General features: G+C 66.3%; 15 protein-coding genes. 10 read left to right on the forward strand and 5 right to left on the reverse strand.

Annotated features, from left to right (window positions below):
• Window positions 1–18: 18 nt before the first annotated feature.
• Window positions 19–1,047 (forward strand): amidohydrolase family protein, encoded by a 1,029-nt coding sequence (locus tag ACWW1C_RS07190; RefSeq protein WP_455982795.1) that lies wholly within the window; start codon window positions 19–21, stop codon window positions 1,045–1,047.
• A gap of 177 nt (window positions 1,048–1,224) precedes the next feature.
• Here ACWW1C_RS07190 and ACWW1C_RS07195 read toward each other — a convergent pair whose 3' ends face one another.
• Window positions 1,225–2,526: an acyl-CoA dehydrogenase family protein gene (locus tag ACWW1C_RS07195; protein WP_455982796.1), complete on the reverse strand. Its 1,302-nt coding sequence runs from the start codon at window positions 2,524–2,526 to the stop codon at window positions 1,225–1,227.
• A 91-nt stretch (window positions 2,527–2,617) separates the two neighbouring features.
• The gene (locus ACWW1C_RS07200; protein WP_455982797.1) at window positions 2,618–3,235 is read right to left on the reverse strand and encodes a hypothetical protein; all 618 of its coding nucleotides are present in this window, start codon (window positions 3,233–3,235) and stop codon (window positions 2,618–2,620) included.
• 196 nt (window positions 3,236–3,431) lie between these two features.
• Here ACWW1C_RS07200 and ACWW1C_RS07205 point away from each other — a divergent pair, with 196 nt between their 5' ends.
• Window positions 3,432–6,284, forward strand: coding sequence for an MMPL/RND family transporter (locus tag ACWW1C_RS07205; protein WP_455982798.1), 2,853 nt, complete (start codon window positions 3,432–3,434; stop codon window positions 6,282–6,284).
• Here the strand turns inward: ACWW1C_RS07205 and ACWW1C_RS07210 are convergent.
• Complete coding sequence (locus ACWW1C_RS07210; protein ID WP_455982799.1) at window positions 6,260–6,871, reverse strand: TetR/AcrR family transcriptional regulator; 612 nt, start codon at window positions 6,869–6,871, stop codon at window positions 6,260–6,262. The genes ACWW1C_RS07205 and ACWW1C_RS07210 overlap by 25 nt on opposite strands.
• Window positions 6,872–6,964: 93 nt before the next feature.
• Here ACWW1C_RS07210 and ACWW1C_RS07215 point away from each other — a divergent pair, with 93 nt between their 5' ends.
• The 6 genes from ACWW1C_RS07215 to ACWW1C_RS07240 are packed head-to-tail and all read left to right on the forward strand — an operon-like array spanning window position 6,965 to window position 11,760.
• On the forward strand, window positions 6,965–7,489 hold the full coding sequence (locus ACWW1C_RS07215; RefSeq protein ID WP_455982800.1) for a DUF4242 domain-containing protein: 525 nt from the start codon (window positions 6,965–6,967) through the stop codon (window positions 7,487–7,489).
• Window positions 7,486–8,508 (forward strand): acyl-CoA dehydrogenase family protein, encoded by a 1,023-nt coding sequence (locus ACWW1C_RS07220; RefSeq protein ID WP_455982801.1) that lies wholly within the window; start codon window positions 7,486–7,488, stop codon window positions 8,506–8,508. The genes ACWW1C_RS07215 and ACWW1C_RS07220 overlap by 4 nt, the downstream gene beginning before the upstream one ends.
• Window positions 8,484–9,203: an ABC transporter ATP-binding protein gene (locus tag ACWW1C_RS07225; protein ID WP_455982802.1), complete on the forward strand. Its 720-nt coding sequence runs from the start codon at window positions 8,484–8,486 to the stop codon at window positions 9,201–9,203. Before ACWW1C_RS07220 ends, ACWW1C_RS07225 begins: the two co-directional genes overlap by 25 nt.
• Window positions 9,200–10,354 (forward strand): ABC transporter substrate-binding protein, encoded by a 1,155-nt coding sequence (locus tag ACWW1C_RS07230; protein WP_455982803.1) that lies wholly within the window; start codon window positions 9,200–9,202, stop codon window positions 10,352–10,354. Before ACWW1C_RS07225 ends, ACWW1C_RS07230 begins: the two co-directional genes overlap by 4 nt.
• Window positions 10,351–11,157, forward strand: a complete 807-nt coding sequence (locus tag ACWW1C_RS07235) for an ABC transporter permease (RefSeq protein WP_455982804.1) — start codon at window positions 10,351–10,353, stop codon at window positions 11,155–11,157. The genes ACWW1C_RS07230 and ACWW1C_RS07235 overlap by 4 nt, the downstream gene beginning before the upstream one ends.
• 9 nt (window positions 11,158–11,166) lie before the next feature.
• Window positions 11,167–11,760 carry a 2-C-methyl-D-erythritol 4-phosphate cytidylyltransferase gene (locus tag ACWW1C_RS07240; RefSeq protein ID WP_455982805.1) on the forward strand — a complete coding sequence of 198 codons (594 nt, stop codon included), beginning with the start codon at window positions 11,167–11,169 and terminating at the stop codon, window positions 11,758–11,760.
• Between the two features lie 57 nt (window positions 11,761–11,817).
• On the opposite strand, the gene ACWW1C_RS07245 is transcribed toward ACWW1C_RS07240, so the two are convergent.
• Complete coding sequence (locus tag ACWW1C_RS07245; protein WP_455982525.1) at window positions 11,818–13,059, reverse strand: IS30 family transposase; 1,242 nt, start codon at window positions 13,057–13,059, stop codon at window positions 11,818–11,820.
• Window positions 13,060–13,159: 100 nt separating this feature from the next.
• Window positions 13,160–13,861 carry an IspD/TarI family cytidylyltransferase gene (locus ACWW1C_RS07250; RefSeq protein ID WP_455982806.1) on the reverse strand — a complete coding sequence of 234 codons (702 nt, stop codon included), beginning with the start codon at window positions 13,859–13,861 and terminating at the stop codon, window positions 13,160–13,162.
• Between the two features lie 157 nt (window positions 13,862–14,018).
• Between ACWW1C_RS07250 and ACWW1C_RS07255 the strand changes: the two genes are divergently transcribed.
• Together ACWW1C_RS07255 and ACWW1C_RS07260 are read left to right on the forward strand one after the other, a co-directional pair.
• Complete coding sequence (locus ACWW1C_RS07255; RefSeq protein WP_455984186.1) at window positions 14,019–15,221, forward strand: low temperature requirement protein A; 1,203 nt, start codon at window positions 14,019–14,021, stop codon at window positions 15,219–15,221.
• A 123-nt stretch (window positions 15,222–15,344) separates the two neighbouring features.
• Entirely contained in the window at window positions 15,345–16,070 is a 726-nt protein-coding gene (locus ACWW1C_RS07260) for a DUF1906 domain-containing protein (RefSeq protein WP_455982807.1), read from the forward strand.
• Window positions 16,071–16,393: the final 323 nt, after the last annotated feature.

Below are 16,393 nucleotides of genomic sequence, written 5' to 3' on the forward strand. Positions count from 1 at the left end.
CTCAGTGAAGGGAACGTCATGAACCGAATCGATACGCACCACCACATGGTTCCACCGGAGTACCGAAAGGCGTTGGACAAGGCCGGTATTACCGATGCCGGCGGCCGGGCAATGCCGGCCTGGAGCGCCGAAGCATCCTTGGACGCGATGGGCGGTCTCGGCGTCGCCACCGCCATCCTGTCGGTCTCCGCTCCGGGCACGACGATGCTTCCGGCAGCGGCTGATGCGGCGGCGCTGGCCCGCGACCTGAACGACTACAGCGCCGAACTGGTAGCCGCCCAACCGGATCGGTTCGGATTCTTCGCCACACTGCCGATGCCGCATCTGGATGCTTCCGTCGCCGAAGCCGTGCGCGCACTCGACGAATTGAATGCAGACGGGGTGTTTCTACTCGCCAACAGTGCCGGGACCTACGTCGGTGCGCAAGGCCAGGACGCGCTGTTCACGGAGCTCGACAACCGGTCCGCGGTGGTGTTCGTTCACCCCGCCGAGCTGCCGGGACCCGCGGTCGACGGAGTGCTGCCCTTCGCCGCAGACTTCCTGCTGGACACCAGCCGGGCGGCATACCTGCTGGTACGCAACGGCATTCGGCGCCGCTACCCGAATATCAGGTTCATCCTGAGCCATGCCGGCGGCTTCGTCCCCTATGCGTCGTACCGGATGGCGATGGGCATCACGAGTGATGTCGGCGGCAGCCCGGCCGATCACCTCGATGACTTCGCGAGCTTCTACTTCGACACCGCACTGTCCTCCACGGCGGCCGCGCTGCCGTCGCTGCTGGCCTTCGCCAAACCCGGTCACATCACCTTCGGCTCGGATTTTCCTTTCGCGCCGCTCGAGGTGAGCCAGTTGTTTGCCGCCGGGTTGGAGACATACGGGGGACTGGATGACGCGGGCCGGCGCGAGATCGACCGGACCAACGCGTTGGCGCTGTTCCCGCGCCTCGGTTCTGTTGCGCCACCGGCAGCGCCGTCGCTGGTTGAGCAAGCGCGGCATACCGCCAGCAGGACGGTGATGCGGGGCGTGACGCGGTTGCTTGCGCGGTAGGGGTATGGCTGGAGGCCAGTGGGCCCACGGCGGCGTGGATTTTTGACCTGGGTGTGGACGCACTTCGGTCGGGAGTCGTCATCATGTGCTGACCATGTCAACGCATGATGACGGGTCCGAATCGCAAATGGTGCAGAAGCGCCCGACACGCCGGCTTGCGGACACGCCGGCTGATGTCTACAGGTTCCCCACGTTCAACTCCAGGTACTCCGCGTACTTCGCCTGTGCCGCTTCGCGTTTGCCGGGCAGCCACTCGGTCGGCCACAGCTCGTCGGTGCCGGTGTAATCCCGCAGCACCTGCTTGGCGACGGTGACCTTGTGTACTTCGGTCGGTCCGTCGGCCAACCCCATCACGGCGGCGCCGGCGACCATCCCGAGGAATGGCACTTCGTTGGTTACACCGAGTGCGCCATGCACTTGCATTGCGCGCCAGGCGATGTCGTGCAGCACCGTCGGCATGACGACCTTGACCGCCGCGATGTCCTTGCGGACCTTCTTGTAGTCGTTGTACTTGTCGATCTTCCACGCCGTGTGCAGCACGAGCAGCCGGAACTGCTGCAGCTGCGCCCACGAGTCGGCGATGTAGCCCTGCACGGCCTGCTTGTCCGCCAGCAGGCTGCCTGCGGTGTGCCGCGACAGCGCACGCTCGCACATCATGTCGAAGGCCTTCTGCGCCAGTCCGATGGTGCGCATCGCGTGGTGGATCCGGCCGCCGCCCAGCCGCGTCTGCGCGATGACGAACGCCTGACCCTCGCCGCCGAGGATGGCTGAATTCGGCACGCGCACATTGTCGTAATGAATCAGCGCGTGCGAGCCGTGGCCGTCGGACTCCCCGTAGATCGCCGAGTTGCGGATGATGTTGACGCCCGGCGTGTTGGTCGGCACGAGGAACATCGACATGCCCTGGTAGGGGCTGACGTCGGGATTGGTCACCACCATGACGATCAGGAACGTGGAGGTCGAGGCGTTGGACGAGAAGAACTTGTAGCCGTTGATCACCCAGTCGTCGCCGTCGCGGACAGCGGACGTCGTGAACTGGGTGGGGTCGGCGCCGCCCTGCGGCTCGGTCATCGAGTAGCAGGAGAAGACCTCGCCGTTGAGCAGCGGCCGCAGATACTGCTCCTTCTGCTCCGGGGTGCCGTAATGCGCGATGATCTCCGCGTTGCCGGTGTCCGGCGCCTGGCAACCGAAGATGATCGGCGCCCACTGCGACCGGCCCAGGATCTCGTTGAGCAGCGCCAGCTTCAGCTGCCCGTAGCCCTGCCCGCCGAGCTCGGGGCCAAGGTGCGTGGCCCACAAGCCTTTTCGTCGCACCTGCTCCTTGAGTGGGTCGACGACCCGGCGGCGCGTCTCGTCGAGCGCGGTGTACTGCAGGTGCGGCCAGATCAGGTCGAGCGGTTCGATCTCGTCGCGCACGAAGGCGTCGGCCCAGTCGAGGAGTTCCTGGAACTCCGGATCGGTTTCGAAATCCCAAGCCATACGGCCTCCTTCGGTTCGGCCTCGCCGCGTGAGAAACACAGCTGCCTCTTGTTCTAACGCACCGGCGACGGTTTGGGAATGCCTAGCGGGACTAAGCGACAGACAATGAGTAGGTGTTGCCCAGGTCGTCCTGAGTGACGTGGGCATCGTCGATGGTGGTGTCGATGCGCAGGGGGCTGGTCAGCTTCGACGTCCGATAGCTCCAGCCGTCGGGCAATTGCAGTCGCGCACCGAGCGCCGGCAAGTCCGCCAGTGACAGCGTCGGGTCGACCGTCTGGCTCCACGACTGCATGACCCACCGCTGCCCCTGCGGGTCGACCAGCTCGAAGACCGGCCGCCCGGCGCCGAACACGAAGACCGTGCGGCGGCTGACCTTGTTCACGCTGTAGGGCGCGGGGTTCATCGAAGACAATTCGACCGTCGCCTGCTGCAGCATCTCGATGCCGCCGAACGTCTTCTTCTCGCCGACGTCCTCGCGGGTTTTCACGATCTCGCTCATCAGCCAGTAGCGCGGACCGTTGAGCAAAGCGGCGGCCACGCCGTTCTCCGCGGCGAGAGCCTGCGGGTTGAGCGCGGACCAGGCGTCTTGCGGACAGTCGTTCAGCGGGAAGGTGTTGAACACGGCAACCTGCGGCCCCGACGGCGTCTGGGACACCAGCAGGACCTCGCCGTAGCGCTTGCCGAACGTATCGGCCGGAGAATTTTCCATCCCGTCAACGCTACGGCCGAAACCGGGCGAAAAGATCCCGATTTATCCCATTTCGCGGGAGGTAGAGCCACCTTTTACGCCAGCACTCTGGCTAAAAGTTTGGTGTGCTAGGTATATTTCGCCCGACAGTGAATGTGTAACGCCGCCGAGCTCCATCTCCATGGACCTGCCGGGCCTGATGGAAGGGTGACGCCGAGTGAGTGCCACCAACACGGAGCGATCCAAGATCGGTCACCTGATCTGGGTGCTGGCGATCCCGATCGTGATCGGCTGGTTCCTACTCAACGTCGCCACCAACACGCTGGTCCCGTCGCTGGAGAAGGTCGGCGAGGAGCACACCGTCGGGCTCAGCGCCAAAGACGGCCCCGCGATGATCGCGATGAAGCAGATCGGCGCGAACTTCCAGGAGTTCGATTCTGACAGCAACGCCATGGTGGTCCTGGAGGGTGACCAACCCCTGGGCGCCGAGGCACACCACTACTACGACGGCCTCGTCGCGAAGCTGATCGCTGACACCGCGCACGTCGAGCATGTCGCGGACTTCTGGAGTGACCCGCTGACGGCAGTCGGCTCGCAGAGCGCCGACGGCAAGGCCGCGTACGTTCAGGTCTACCTGCGCGGCAACCAGGGCGAGACCAAGGCCAACGATTCCGTCGCCTCGGTCCGGCAGATCGTCGCCGACTCGAAGCCGCCGGCCGGGCTGCATGTGTTCGTCACCGGCGGCGCCCCACTGGTCTCCGACCAGCACCACGCCGGCGACAAGAGCATCGCCAAGGTCACCGCCATCACCCTGCTGGTGATCGCGCTGATGCTGCTCCTCGTCTACCGGTCGATCATGACCATGATCCTGATCCTGCTGATGGTGTTCCTCGAACTCGGTGCGGCCCGCGGCGTCGTCGCGTTCCTCGCCAACGCGAACGTCATCGGCCTGTCGACGTTCGCGGTGAACCTGCTGACATTGATGGTGATCGCGGCCGGCACGGACTACGCCATTTTCGCCATCGGGCGTTACCAGGAAGCCCGCGGCGACAACGAGGACCGCGTCAAGGCCTACGACACGATGTTCCGTGGGACGGCGCACGTCGTTCTGGGGTCGGGTCTGACCATCGCCGGCGCCATGCTCTGTCTGAGCTTCACCCGGCTCCCGTACTTCCAGACCATGGGCGTGCCCTGTGCCATCGGCACGCTCGTCGCCGTCATCGCGGCTCTGACGCTCGGGCCCGCCGTCATCAAGATCGGCAGCCGGTTCGGGCGCTTCGAACCCAAGCGCGCGATCCACTCCCGTGGCTGGCGCCGCGTCGGCGTCGTCGTGGTGCGCTGGCCGGGCCCGGTGCTCGTCGCCACGCTGGCGCTCGCGCTCGTCGGCCTGGTGACGCTGCCCGGGTACAAGACGAACTACGACGCCCGCCGCTACGTGCCGGCCGAGCTGACCGCCAACGTCGGATATGCCGCCGCCGAACGGCATTTCAGCGCGTCTCGGATGAACCCCGAGCTGCTGATGGTGCAGAGCGATCACGACCTGCGGAACTCGGCGGACTTCCTGGTGATCGACAAGATCGCCAAGGCCATCGTGCACACGCAAGGTGTTGCACGAGTGCAGACGATCACCCGGCCCGACGGAAAACCCATCAAGCACACGACGATTCCGTTCATCATGGGAATGCAGTCCGTCACTTCGAAGATGACGGAGAAGTACCAGCAGGACTCGATGGCCAACATGCTGCAGCAGGCCAGCGACATGCAGGTCAGCATCGACACGATGACCAAGATGCAGGCCATCACCACGCAGATGGCCGCCACCACGCACGACATGTCGATGAAGACCGCCAACATGGCGCTCGACGTCGCCGACCTGCGCGACCACATCTCCGATTTCGACGACTTCCTGCGGCCCATCCGTAACTACCTGTACTGGGAACCGCACTGCTACGACATCCCGATGTGCTGGTCGACCCGGGCGCTCTTCGACACTCTCGACGGCATCGACGTCATGACCGACGACATCCAGACGCTGGTCCCGGATCTGATGAAGATGGACAAGCTGACGGCCGAGATGGTCACGGTGATGCCGCCTCAGATCGAGGTCATGAAGAACATGAAGCAGTACATGCTGACCATGTATCAGACCCAGAAGGGTCAGGTGGATCAGCGCGCGGCGGCGTCGGACAACGCGGCAGCGATGGGCGAGGCGTTCGACAACTCGCTGAACGACGATTCCTTCTACCTGCCACCGGAAGCCTTCGACAACAAGGACTTCAAGCGCGGCATGAAGAACTTCATCTCGCCGGACGGCAAGTCGGTGCGCTTCATCATTCAGCACGAGGGCGACCCAGCGACGCCGGAAGGTATCGCTCACGTCGACCCGATCAAGCAGGCCGCCAAAGAAGCCATCAAGGGCACCCCGCTGGAGGGCTCCAAGATCTATCTGGCCGGCACCGCCGCCACCTACAAAGACATGCACGACGGCGCGCAGTACGACCTGATGATCGCCGGAATCGCCGCGGTGTCATTGATTTTCATCATCATGCTGCTCATCACCCGAAGCATGGTGGCGGCGGGCGTGATCGTCGGCACGGTGCTGCTGTCACTGGGCGCATCGTTCGGCATGTCGGTTCTGTTGTGGCAGCACCTCATCGGCCTCGAGCTGCACTGGATGGTGCTGCCCATGTCGGTCATCCTGCTGCTCGCGGTGGGCTCTGACTACAACCTGCTGCTGGTGTCGCGGTTCAAGGAGGAGGTGGCCGGCGGCATGAAGACCGGCATCATCCGTTCCATGGCAGGTACGGGATCGGTGGTCACCTCAGCCGGTCTGGTGTTCGCGGCCACCATGGCGTCCTTCGCCTTCAGCGACCTGAAGGTCATGGCACAGGTGGGCACCACCATCGCGCTGGGTCTGCTGTTCGACACGCTGATCGTCCGGTCCTTCATGACTCCGGCCATCGCGGCGATGCTGGGCCGGTGGTTCTGGTGGCCGAAGCGCCTCCGCCAGGAGGCGTCCGAGCGCCGGCTCGCGGCCATCGGGATTCAGCCGGCGACAGTGGGCAAGTAGGAATCGATCAGCTCGACGACCATCTGCCGGGCCAGCGTGATCGGCGCGGTGGACCGGTCGAGCTTCGACGCGGTGAGGGCGCCGTCGTAGATGAGCTGGACGCGCTGGGCGACGACGGCGGCGTCATCGACCCCGGCGTCCCGGAGCAGTGCGACGAGCTGCCTGCGCATCCATTGCCGGTGCGCCCGCACCGGTTCAAGGGTGCCACCCGGGAATTCGGTGGCCGCGTTGACGTACAGACAGCCCCGGAACTGGCGCTTGCGTGCCGAGGCGGCCGCGAGGTCGAAGAACACCAGAAGCTTCTGCGCCGGGTCGTGGAGCCCGGAAGTCTTCGTTTCCCAGCGCTTGCGATCAGCCTGATCCAATTCGTTCAGGTACGCGATCACCAACGCGTCCTTCGATCCGTACGAGCTGTACAGGCTGGCCTTGGCCACGCCCGCCTCGCGCAGGATCGCGTCGATGCCGACGGCGCGAATGCCTTGTGTGGCAAAGAGATTCGATGCCGTGTCGAGAAGTCGCCGAGCCGGCCCGGTGGCATCGACACGGGGCGCCGGCCGGTCCGGACGGTGGGTGCGGGTCGCGCTCATAGCTGCACCATAGCCGAGGGTGGCCGATAGACAGACCGGTCTGTTCATGCGAGCGTCGTGATGTCATCGACGCCCGACGAACAGGAACACACCGTGACTTTGTACCTCTACGAAATCGCAGGACTGCCCGGCCGGGCCGAGGTCGACCAGGCCATCAAGACGCTCGACGCAGAAGTGCACCGGGACGGCGGCGAACTCATCGAGGCGCAGGTGACCGGTGGGCACCGGCTGTTCGTCGTTGCCGAACTCGCGGACGGTCCGCTGCAGCTCGACGCGACCACGGTCGGGGCCGCAGAAGTCACCGGTCCCCACGAAGTGCGGCTGGTCGGTGCGGACCTGGAGCAGCTGAAAGCTGTTCGCCCCACCGCCGGATATCTGGTCGAGTGGGACCTGCCCGCAGACCTGGACATGGACAGCTACCTCAGCCGGAAGAAGGCCAACGCACCGAAATACGCGGAGGTGCCCGAGGTCAGTTTCCTTCGGACCTACGTGCGGGTCGACATGGACAAGTGCCTGTGTTTCTACGACGCGCCCGACGAGGACGCGGTACGGCGGGCGCGCGTGGCCGTGCAGACCCCGATCGATCGGTTGTACGGACTGGAAAGCGGTGGGCAATGACGACTCTGGTGTCCGACGACGTCGCGACCAGACTGGCGCGCGTCACGGCCGGGTTGGACGCCCGGGCCGATGACCTGGATGCGGGCCACACCGATGTCCGCGCGGATCTGCGCGCGCTCGGCGCGGCCGGATTGTTCGGGTTGCGCGACCTGCCCGATTCCGTGCGCGTGATCGAGCAGGTGTCGGCGGTGAGCCTTGCGGCAGGATTCTCCGCCTGGGCGCACCAGATGGCGATTCACTACCTGGGCGACCGGCCGGACCTGTCGGAGGCGCTGCTCACCGCTCACCGCCCCGGCGTGACGGCCATGGCCGCCGGGCTCAAGCACGTGGCGGGCCTCGGCCAGCTCCCGATCGTGGCCGGAGAGACGCGCCGCGGGCTGCGGCTCAGCGGGCCGATCCGCTGGGCGTCCAACGTCTTTGATGATTCGCTGATCGTGCTGCCGGCGCGTACCGCCGCGGGACGGCTGTACGTCGTAGCCGTCGATGCGAGCGCGGTCGGGGTGGTGGTCGATCGGGCGCCCACGCTGATGGCCCTGGGTGCCACCGCGTCGACGTCATTGAGCCTGTACCAGGTCGAGGTGGGCGCCGAGCGCATCATCAGCGCCGACCTCGCGGCATTCGTCCGCGGGATCAAGCCGACGTTCCTGCTGCTGCAGACCGCGTTCTGCGTCGGCGTCACCGGCGCGGCGCTCACCGCGGCCGGCGCGGCGACCGATGCGTTGGCGGCCCAGTTCGACGGTGACCTCGCCGATCTGGTGGCGCAAGCCGAAAACAACCGCCGACGCCTCTACGAATTCGCCTCGGCGCCAGGGGAAGTCAGTCCAGCCGAGGTGATCCGGCTACGACTGGACGCCGCAAACGTCGCGGTGGCCGCGACCCGACTGGAATCGGCCCTGGCCGGTGGCCGGGGCTATCGCGCGGGGACGGCGGCCAATCGCCGGTTCCGCGAAGCAGCCTTTCTGCCCGTGCAATCACCTTCGGAAGGACAACTGAGGTGGGAACTGAAGCAGTACGGATAACCGCGGGCAGCAAGAGATTCGGTGACAGCGTCGTGCTCGACGGCATCGACCTGGCCGTCGAGGCGGGGGAGTTCGTCGCGGTACTCGGGCGTAGTGGCAGCGGGAAATCGACGCTGCTGCGGGTACTGGCCGGTTTGGACTCGCTGAGCTCGGGAACCGTGAGTTGGCCCGCTGCCGGCGAGCGACCGCACATCGGCGTCGTCTTCCAAAACGCGCTGCTGCTGCCGTGGCTGACAGTGCAGGGCAACGTCTCCTACGCGCGGCGATTCGCACACCGGCGCAAGGGATTCGACGCGGACTACGCCGCGGAACTGATGCGGCGCTTCGGCGTCGACGGGCTGGCCGACCGCTATCCCGACCAGCTGTCCGGCGGGCAGGCCCAGCGGGTCGCCATCCTGCGCGCGGTGGCCACCCGGCCTCAGCTGCTGCTGCTCGACGAGCCGTTCAGCGCGCTGGACCCCGCGACCCGTGCGGACCTGCAGCAGTGGCTGACCACGCTCACCACCGAATTGGGCGTGACGGTGCTGCTGGTCACCCATGACGTCGAGGAGGCACTGAGCCTCGCGCAGCGCGTCGTGCTCCTGGCCGAGGGCGGGCGCATCCACCGGGAATGGCGCCTGAGCGCGGCCGACCGGTCCGGCCTGCGTGAGGAAATCCTCAGCCATTACCGGGTTTCCGAACTGTGGGTGGCATGAGCCGACTGCTGATCTCGCGGCGGCAGGCCCTGATCGCCGCGGCGGCGGCCGCCGGTGGCGCATTCGGGCTCGCCGACCTGGCGCACAGTGCCACAACGGATTCGGCAGCGGCCGGGCCGTTGCGGGTGGGGTATCTGCCGATCACCGACGCCGCGCCGCTGCTCATGGCGCACTCTGCCGGGCTGTATCCGGCGGGTGCCGGCAAGCCCGTGCTGTTCCGGAGTTGGGCGGCGCTGGGCGAGGCGTTCCTGAATCGTCAGCTCGACGTGGTGCACCTGCTGATGCCGATGGCGGTGCAGTTGCGGTACGCGCTCGGTGGCGGCGTCCGGGTACTCGGCTGGAATCACACCAACGGCTCGGCGCTCACCGTCGCACCCCATATCCGCGAACTGCCGGACCTTGCGGGTTCGCAACTCGCGATCCCGTTCTGGTGGTCGATTCACAACATCGTCCTGCAGAAGATGTTGCGGGCCAACGGATTGCAACCGGTGATCCGGCGGTCGGCATCACGCGCCGACCGCACCGTCGAGCTCGTCGTGATGAGTCCGTCGGACATGGTGCCGGCCCTGGCCACCGGCACCATCGGCGGCTACGTCGTGGCTGACCCGTTCAACGCGATGGCGCAGACCAAGAAGATCGGGCGCATCCACACCTTCCTGGGCGATGTATGGCGCGATCATGCCTGCTGCGCCCTGGTGACCCGTGACGACGTCATCACCAGTCGGCCGGCGGCAGTACAACAGCTCACCGATGCCGTTGTGACGGCACAACTTGCGCTGTCGAACGATCGGAAGGCGGCCGCGGCAACACTCGGCGGCGGGCGATACCTGCCCCAGCCAGTGCCGGCGATCACGCTGGCGATGACCTATCCCACAGCGCCGTACCCGCTGCATCACCCCGAGTGGCAGCCCCAGCGGCTCGGCTTTCAGCCGTTCCCGTTCCCGAGCTTCACCAGTGAACTGGTAACGGCCATGCACGACACCGTCATCGACGGCGATCGGCGATTCCTGGAACGGCTGGACCCCACCGCCGTGCACGGCGACCTCGTCGACGACACCTTCGTCCGCAATTCCATTCAGGCCCACGGCGGTCCGGCGGCCTTCGGCCTCAGCGGCGGCTACACCCGAACCGAGCAATTGGAGCTGACATGACCACGACATCCGTCCGCGCGGTGATCGATCCGCCGGTGGCGGTCCGGCGCTGGGCGCCGCCGGTCTGCGCCGTCGTCGTCGCGGTCGGGCTCTGGTGGTTGACGACGACCGTGTTGAGCGCCCCGCATTCGCTGCTGCGCCAGGCCGCCCCGCAGCGCGTCGCGCCCGCGGTCGTCGACCTGTTCACCCGCGGTGTGCTGCTGCCCGATATCGGGATCAGCCTGTGGCGGTTGGTGATCGGTCTGGCGGTCGCGGTCGTCATCGGGATCCCGGCGGGCTTGCTGCTGGGGCTCAGTGGCACGGCCGAGCGAGCCACCGCGCCGCTCGTCCAGTTCGTGCGGATGATCTCGCCGCTGTCCTGGGCCCCCATCGCCGTGGCGGTCTTCGGCATCGGCAACGAGCCGGTGATCTTCCTGATCGCGGTGGCGGCGGTGTGGCCGGTGTTGATCAACACCGTGGCCGGGGTGCGCGCCGTCGACCCGGGCTACCTGGATGTGGCGCGGTCGTTCCACGCCACCCGCTGGGAACTGGTCACCGCCGTGGTGTTGCCGGCCATCAGAGGGCAGTTGCAGACCGGCGTGCGGGTGGCGCTGGGCATCGCCTGGGTGGTGCTGGTTCCGGCCGAAATGCTCGGTGTGCGTTCGGGTCTGGGTTATCAGGTGCTCAACGCCCGGGACCAGCTGGCCTACGACCAGGTGGTGGCGGTGATCGTGGTGATCGGAGCGCTGGGTGTCCTGCTGGATGTCGTCGCGCGTCGGCTGACTTCTTCGGAGCGGTCAAGGGTGGCGCCCAATCGGGGATAAGGTGGCGCCGTGACTCTCTCGGCGATCGTGACCGTCCCCGCGCTGCTCGCGCCGGCTGACTTCACCGCGCCGATCGCGGGCGAGCCGGCGCTGGTGCGAGCTGTGCTGGCGGTGCGCGCCGTGGCGGCGGTATCAGTGGTCGCCGCCGAGGAGTCGGCCGACGCAGCGGCGGAATGTCTTGCGGCCCACGGCTTGGGTGACGTGCCGGTGCGCACGGCGGCGGCGCTGCCCGCCGAGGGGAATTCGGTCCTGGTGCACGACGTCCGCTACCCGCTCGCTCCCGCCGCGCTGGCGGCCCGGGTGGCGGCGGGACTTACGGATCACGACGTCGTACTACCGGTGCTGACGATGACCGACAGCGTGAAAAGCATTGCCGCGCAGGACATCGTGTTGGGCAATGTAGACCGTTCCGAACTCGTCACCGCGCAGTACCCGCGGGGATTCTCCGCAACGGCATTGGCGCAGCTCCCGCAACTCGATGACCTGGCAGCGATCACGTCGGAAGGGCTGCGAGTCGGCACTGTCGAGGGCGACCCGAACGCCTTCGCCGTTGATCTCGCGCACGACCGCGGACTGCTGGAGGCGATCGTCACCGCCGGCTGAGGGCCCCACGCCGAGCGTGGGGCATCTCGTGGGGGTCGTCGGGGTGAATTCAAGGTCCTAGTGCAACAGCAGTGGATTGAAAGGGTTGCACAGTAGTTCGTCGAGGCGTTGGGCGGGTGTTTTCCAGTCGAGGGTTTTGCGTGGCCTGTTGTTGAGTTTGGCGGCGACGTAGTCGAGGTAGTCCTCGGGGAATATCGATAGGTCGGTGCCTTTGGGGAACCATTGGCGCAGTAGCCCATTGGTGTTCTCATTGGTGCCGCGTTGCCAGGGTGAATGCGGGTCGCAGAAGTAGATGTCCAGGTCGATGGCTTTGGTGATCTTGGCGTGGTTGGCCATTTCCATGCCCTGGTCCCAGGTCAATGTTTGGCGCAGCATCGCCGGCAGCCGAGGCATCTTGGCCACGATGGCGTCCTGGAGCGCTTCGGCGGTGTGATTGTCGGGCAGGTACAGCAGCATGGTGTAGCGGGTGGATCGCTCAACGAGGGTTCCGATCGCCGAGCCTGACTCCGTGCTGCCCAGGATCAAGTCGCCTTCCCAGTGCCCCGGCACCGCCCGGTCAAGGGCTTCAGCGGGGCGATCGCTGATGTGGAGCATCCCCGAAATGCGGGTACGGCGTTCCCCGGGCCGGCGCCGTGGATGACGCAACGCCCGCCCGGTGCGCAGGCATGTGTGCAGTTCACGGCGCAGATTCCCTTTGCCCTGCACGTAGATCGACTGGTAGATCGTCTCGTGGGACACCCGCATCTCCATGTCGTCGGGAAACTCCATCACGAGCTGCCGGGCGATCTGCTCGGGGCTGTGGAAGTCCGTCAACCAAGTCTGCACCTGGGCATGCAGGCGGGTGTTGGTGGCCAGCTTGCGTGGGTGCGGGCGCCGAGCGTTGCGTTGGGCACGGCCCTGAGCGGCGCTGGGGAAATAGTGCGGGCGCCGCAACGGACCGCCACGCCACGGGGCGCCGAAACGGAACTGCGGACGGTACTTGTTGCGGCCATCAGAGCTGTTGCGTTTGATCTCCCGACTGATCGTCGACGGGGCCCGACCTAGTCGCTTGGCGATGGAACGGATCGGCTCCTGTGCCGCGACCGCCAGCCCGATCTGCTCACGCTCGGCGAAGGTCAGCCGGGTGTACTGCCTTGGCGCCGAGTCGAACTTGGGTTTCACCCCACCAGCGTTGACAAACCACTGCCATCCAGTGCCCGTCGACACGCCAGCAGCGACCGCAGCGGCATCAATCGACGGCTCACCACTGACACGCGACCAAAAGAGGCGGACCACCGAAGGCAAAGGACCAGGACGCACGCAACAACTCCCCAAATAGGAGCTGTTGCACTAGACCCTTGAATGGAAGCGGCGTGTCGTCTCGTCAGCCCACACGCTCGACGTAGGGCCGCTGCGCTCGTTACCGCCGGCCGAGCAGGCGCTCGGCGACCTGCACGTCATGCGCGAAGGTCACTTTGAAATTCTGGGCCGACCCGGCGATCGCGTGGACCTCGATGTCGGTGAAGCGCTCCACACACGACGAGGTGTCGGTGCCCTCGAACCCGGCGGCCGCCGCGGCGACGTAGGCCTGCCACAGCGGCCCGGCGCGGAAGGCCTGCGGCGTCTGCACCCGCACCAGCGACTGGTCGATGGCACTCAGGCCGTCCGCCGTCATCCGCAACACATCGCCGGACGGCAGCACGGGAATGGCACCACCGTGCGCCCGTGCCGTGGTGACGGCGGAGTCCATCAGGTCGACACCGGCCAGTGGGCGGGCGGCGTCGTGGATCAGCACGACGTCGACCGTGCCGGCGTCGATGTCCGCCGCCAGGTAGCTGAGCACGTTGTGTTCGGAACCGTGTCGCGAATCGCCGCCCTCGACGAATTCGACTGCGGTGCCGGGGAGTTCGTCGGCCATCAGTTGCACGACCTGGTCGCGTTCACCGCGCCGGAACACCAGGATGGTGCGCGCGACCTCGGGGCTTGCGGCCACCGCCGCCACCGACCACGCCACCATGCTGCGGCCGGCCAATTGCAGGTAGGCCTTGTTGCCGTCGGCCCCGACCCGCGATCCGATACCGGCGGCAAGCACGACGCCGACAGCGATGGGGGGAGCGGACACGTCTTCACGGTAGTGGGACGGGAGCGGGGATCTGCGGCAGGCTTACCGTGACGCGGCCCGGACGGGGCCCGGTTCGCTGAAGGGACACGGCATGGATGGGACGCAGCAGGACGCTCCCGACCCACACAGCGCGGTGCGCGCTCACCGGTTGACGCCAATGCGGGGCCGCGATCCCCATGAGAAGCACCGCGTTGCGACGCCGCTGGAGTTGCTGTTCGACCTGACTTTCGTCGTCGCGTTCGGGGTCGCGGCGTCGGAGTTGTCGCACATGTTGTCCGCGGGTCACGTCGGCGCGGGCATCACGGGCTTCGTGTTCTCGACTTTCGCGATCTGTCTGGCCTGGATCAACTTCACCTGGTTCGCCTCGGCGTACGACACCGACGACTGGGTGTTCCGGTTGATGACCATGGTCGAAATGGTCGGCGTGCTGATCCTGGCTCTCGGCCTGCCCGCGTTCTACGCCTCGATCGAGCACGGCCACCACGTCAACAACGCGGTCCTGGTGGCCGGCTACGTGGTGATGCGAATTGTCTTGGTATCCCAGTGGTTACGCGCGGCACGGCAGAATCCGGCGGGCCGATCGGCGGCGATGACGTACGCCGTCATCGTGTCCGCGGTCCAGGTGGGCTGGATCGGCACGGTGTTCCTGCCCACGAGTGTGCCGGTGACACTGAGCATTTGGGTGCTGCTGGCGATCGTGGAACTCGCCGGGCCGATCATCGCGGAAAACCGCTGTGGCGGCACGCCGTGGCACGCGCACCACATCGCCGAACGCTACGGCCTGTTGGCGATCATCGCGCTGGGCGAGGGCGTCGTCGGGACTGTGGCCTCGCTGTCGGCCGTCGTCGCCGAGCACGGCTGGTCCTGGGACTCGGTGCTGCTGGCCATCTCGGGCACGGCCCTGACTTTCGGCATGTGGTGGGTGTACTTCATGGTGCCGTCGGCCGACGCGCTGCATGCGCACCGGGAGCGGGGATTCTGGTTCGGGTATCTGCACATGCCGGTGTACGGGGCCATCGTCGCGACCGGTGCCGGCCTGCACACGGCCGCGTATTTCATCCAGCACCATTCGGCGCTGGGGTCGGTGGCGACGGTGCTGAGCGTGGTGATCCCGGTCGGCGTCTACATCGCGCTGGTGTACGTGCTGTACACGATCATGCTGAGGTCGATGGACTCCCTGCATGTGCTGCTGGTGGTGCTGACCGCTGTCGTTCTGGTGGCGACGGTGGTACTGGCCGGCGTGGGAGTGCCGATGACGGTCTGCCTGCTGGTGGCGAGCTTCGCGCCGATGGTGAGCGTGGCCGGGTTCGAGATCATCGGGCACCGGCACGTCGCGGAAGCCGTCGAGCGCGGAGCGTGAAGAAGGTGGCGAGAAATCGCGAGATTCTGACGATCTGCCCCACGTTGAGCACGTGCGGCTGGGACAAGAATGCACTGGTGTGGCTAACGGGCCACGAGGGGTAGCTGTCATATTCTGTGACTCGTGGCAATTTCGCGTCGTGACCTGCTGAAATACGCTGCAGCCGCGCCGGCGGCGGTGGGCCTGGGAGCCGGGTTGCAATCGGTGCTCGGCGCGACGACCGCCTCCGCGGCCCCGTACGGAGTGTTGCTGGACTACGCCGCGGGAGTGCTCAGCGCGTCCGATATCCGATCGGCAGGAGCGCTGGGCGCCATCCGCTACGTGTCGGACCGCCGACCGGGCGGGGCGTGGATGCTGGGCAAGCCCATCCAGCTACCCGAGGCGCGCGACCTCTACAAAGGCGGGCTGAAAATCGTCTCCTGCTATCAGTACGGCAAGGAATCGACGGCCGACTGGCTGGGCGGGCACGTCGCCGGCGTGCAGCACGCCCAGCGCGGATTCGCCTTGCACACCGCGGCGGGCGGTCCGGTCGGGGCGCCGATCTACGCGTCCATCGACGACGATCCGACTCCTGAGCAGTACAAGGCGCAGGTTGCGCCTTACCTCCGCGGCTGGGAATCGGTGCTGGGTCACCAGCGGGTCGGGGTGTACGCCAACTCCAAGACCATCGAGTGGGCCGTCCAGGACGGCCTGGGGTCGTACTTCTGGCAGCACAACTGGGGCTCGCCCGGCGGGGTCGCGCATCCGGCGGCAGCACTACATCAGGTGGAGATCGACAAGCAACACGTCGGGGGAGTTGGCGTCGACCTCAACCACATCCTCAAGCCGCGCTTCGGGCAGTGGGACTGACGGCCGCGCAGATTACCGCTCAGTAGTTAGCTGGCGCCCGGCTCTAAGAAAACGAGATCAAACCGCAGCAAATGGCCGCTCGGTAACTTACCGCGTGTATAGACATACGGACCGTCATTGTCGAGTGTTTTCTGGATCGGGTCTTTTCCTACTCATTAGTAAGGTCGGACGCCGTCACGAGGGCGGTAACGATTTGATAACAATACCGCTTTGATCAGCGATATTGTTGCTACTCGACCGTAACCACCTGCCAACAGGACGTTTGTCCTGTTGGGTATGGGCGGTCCCGGGACGCGGTGTTACCCAGGTGGGTGGTTACCGAT

It is taken from the genome of Mycobacterium sp. HM-7 (assembly GCF_053852335.1).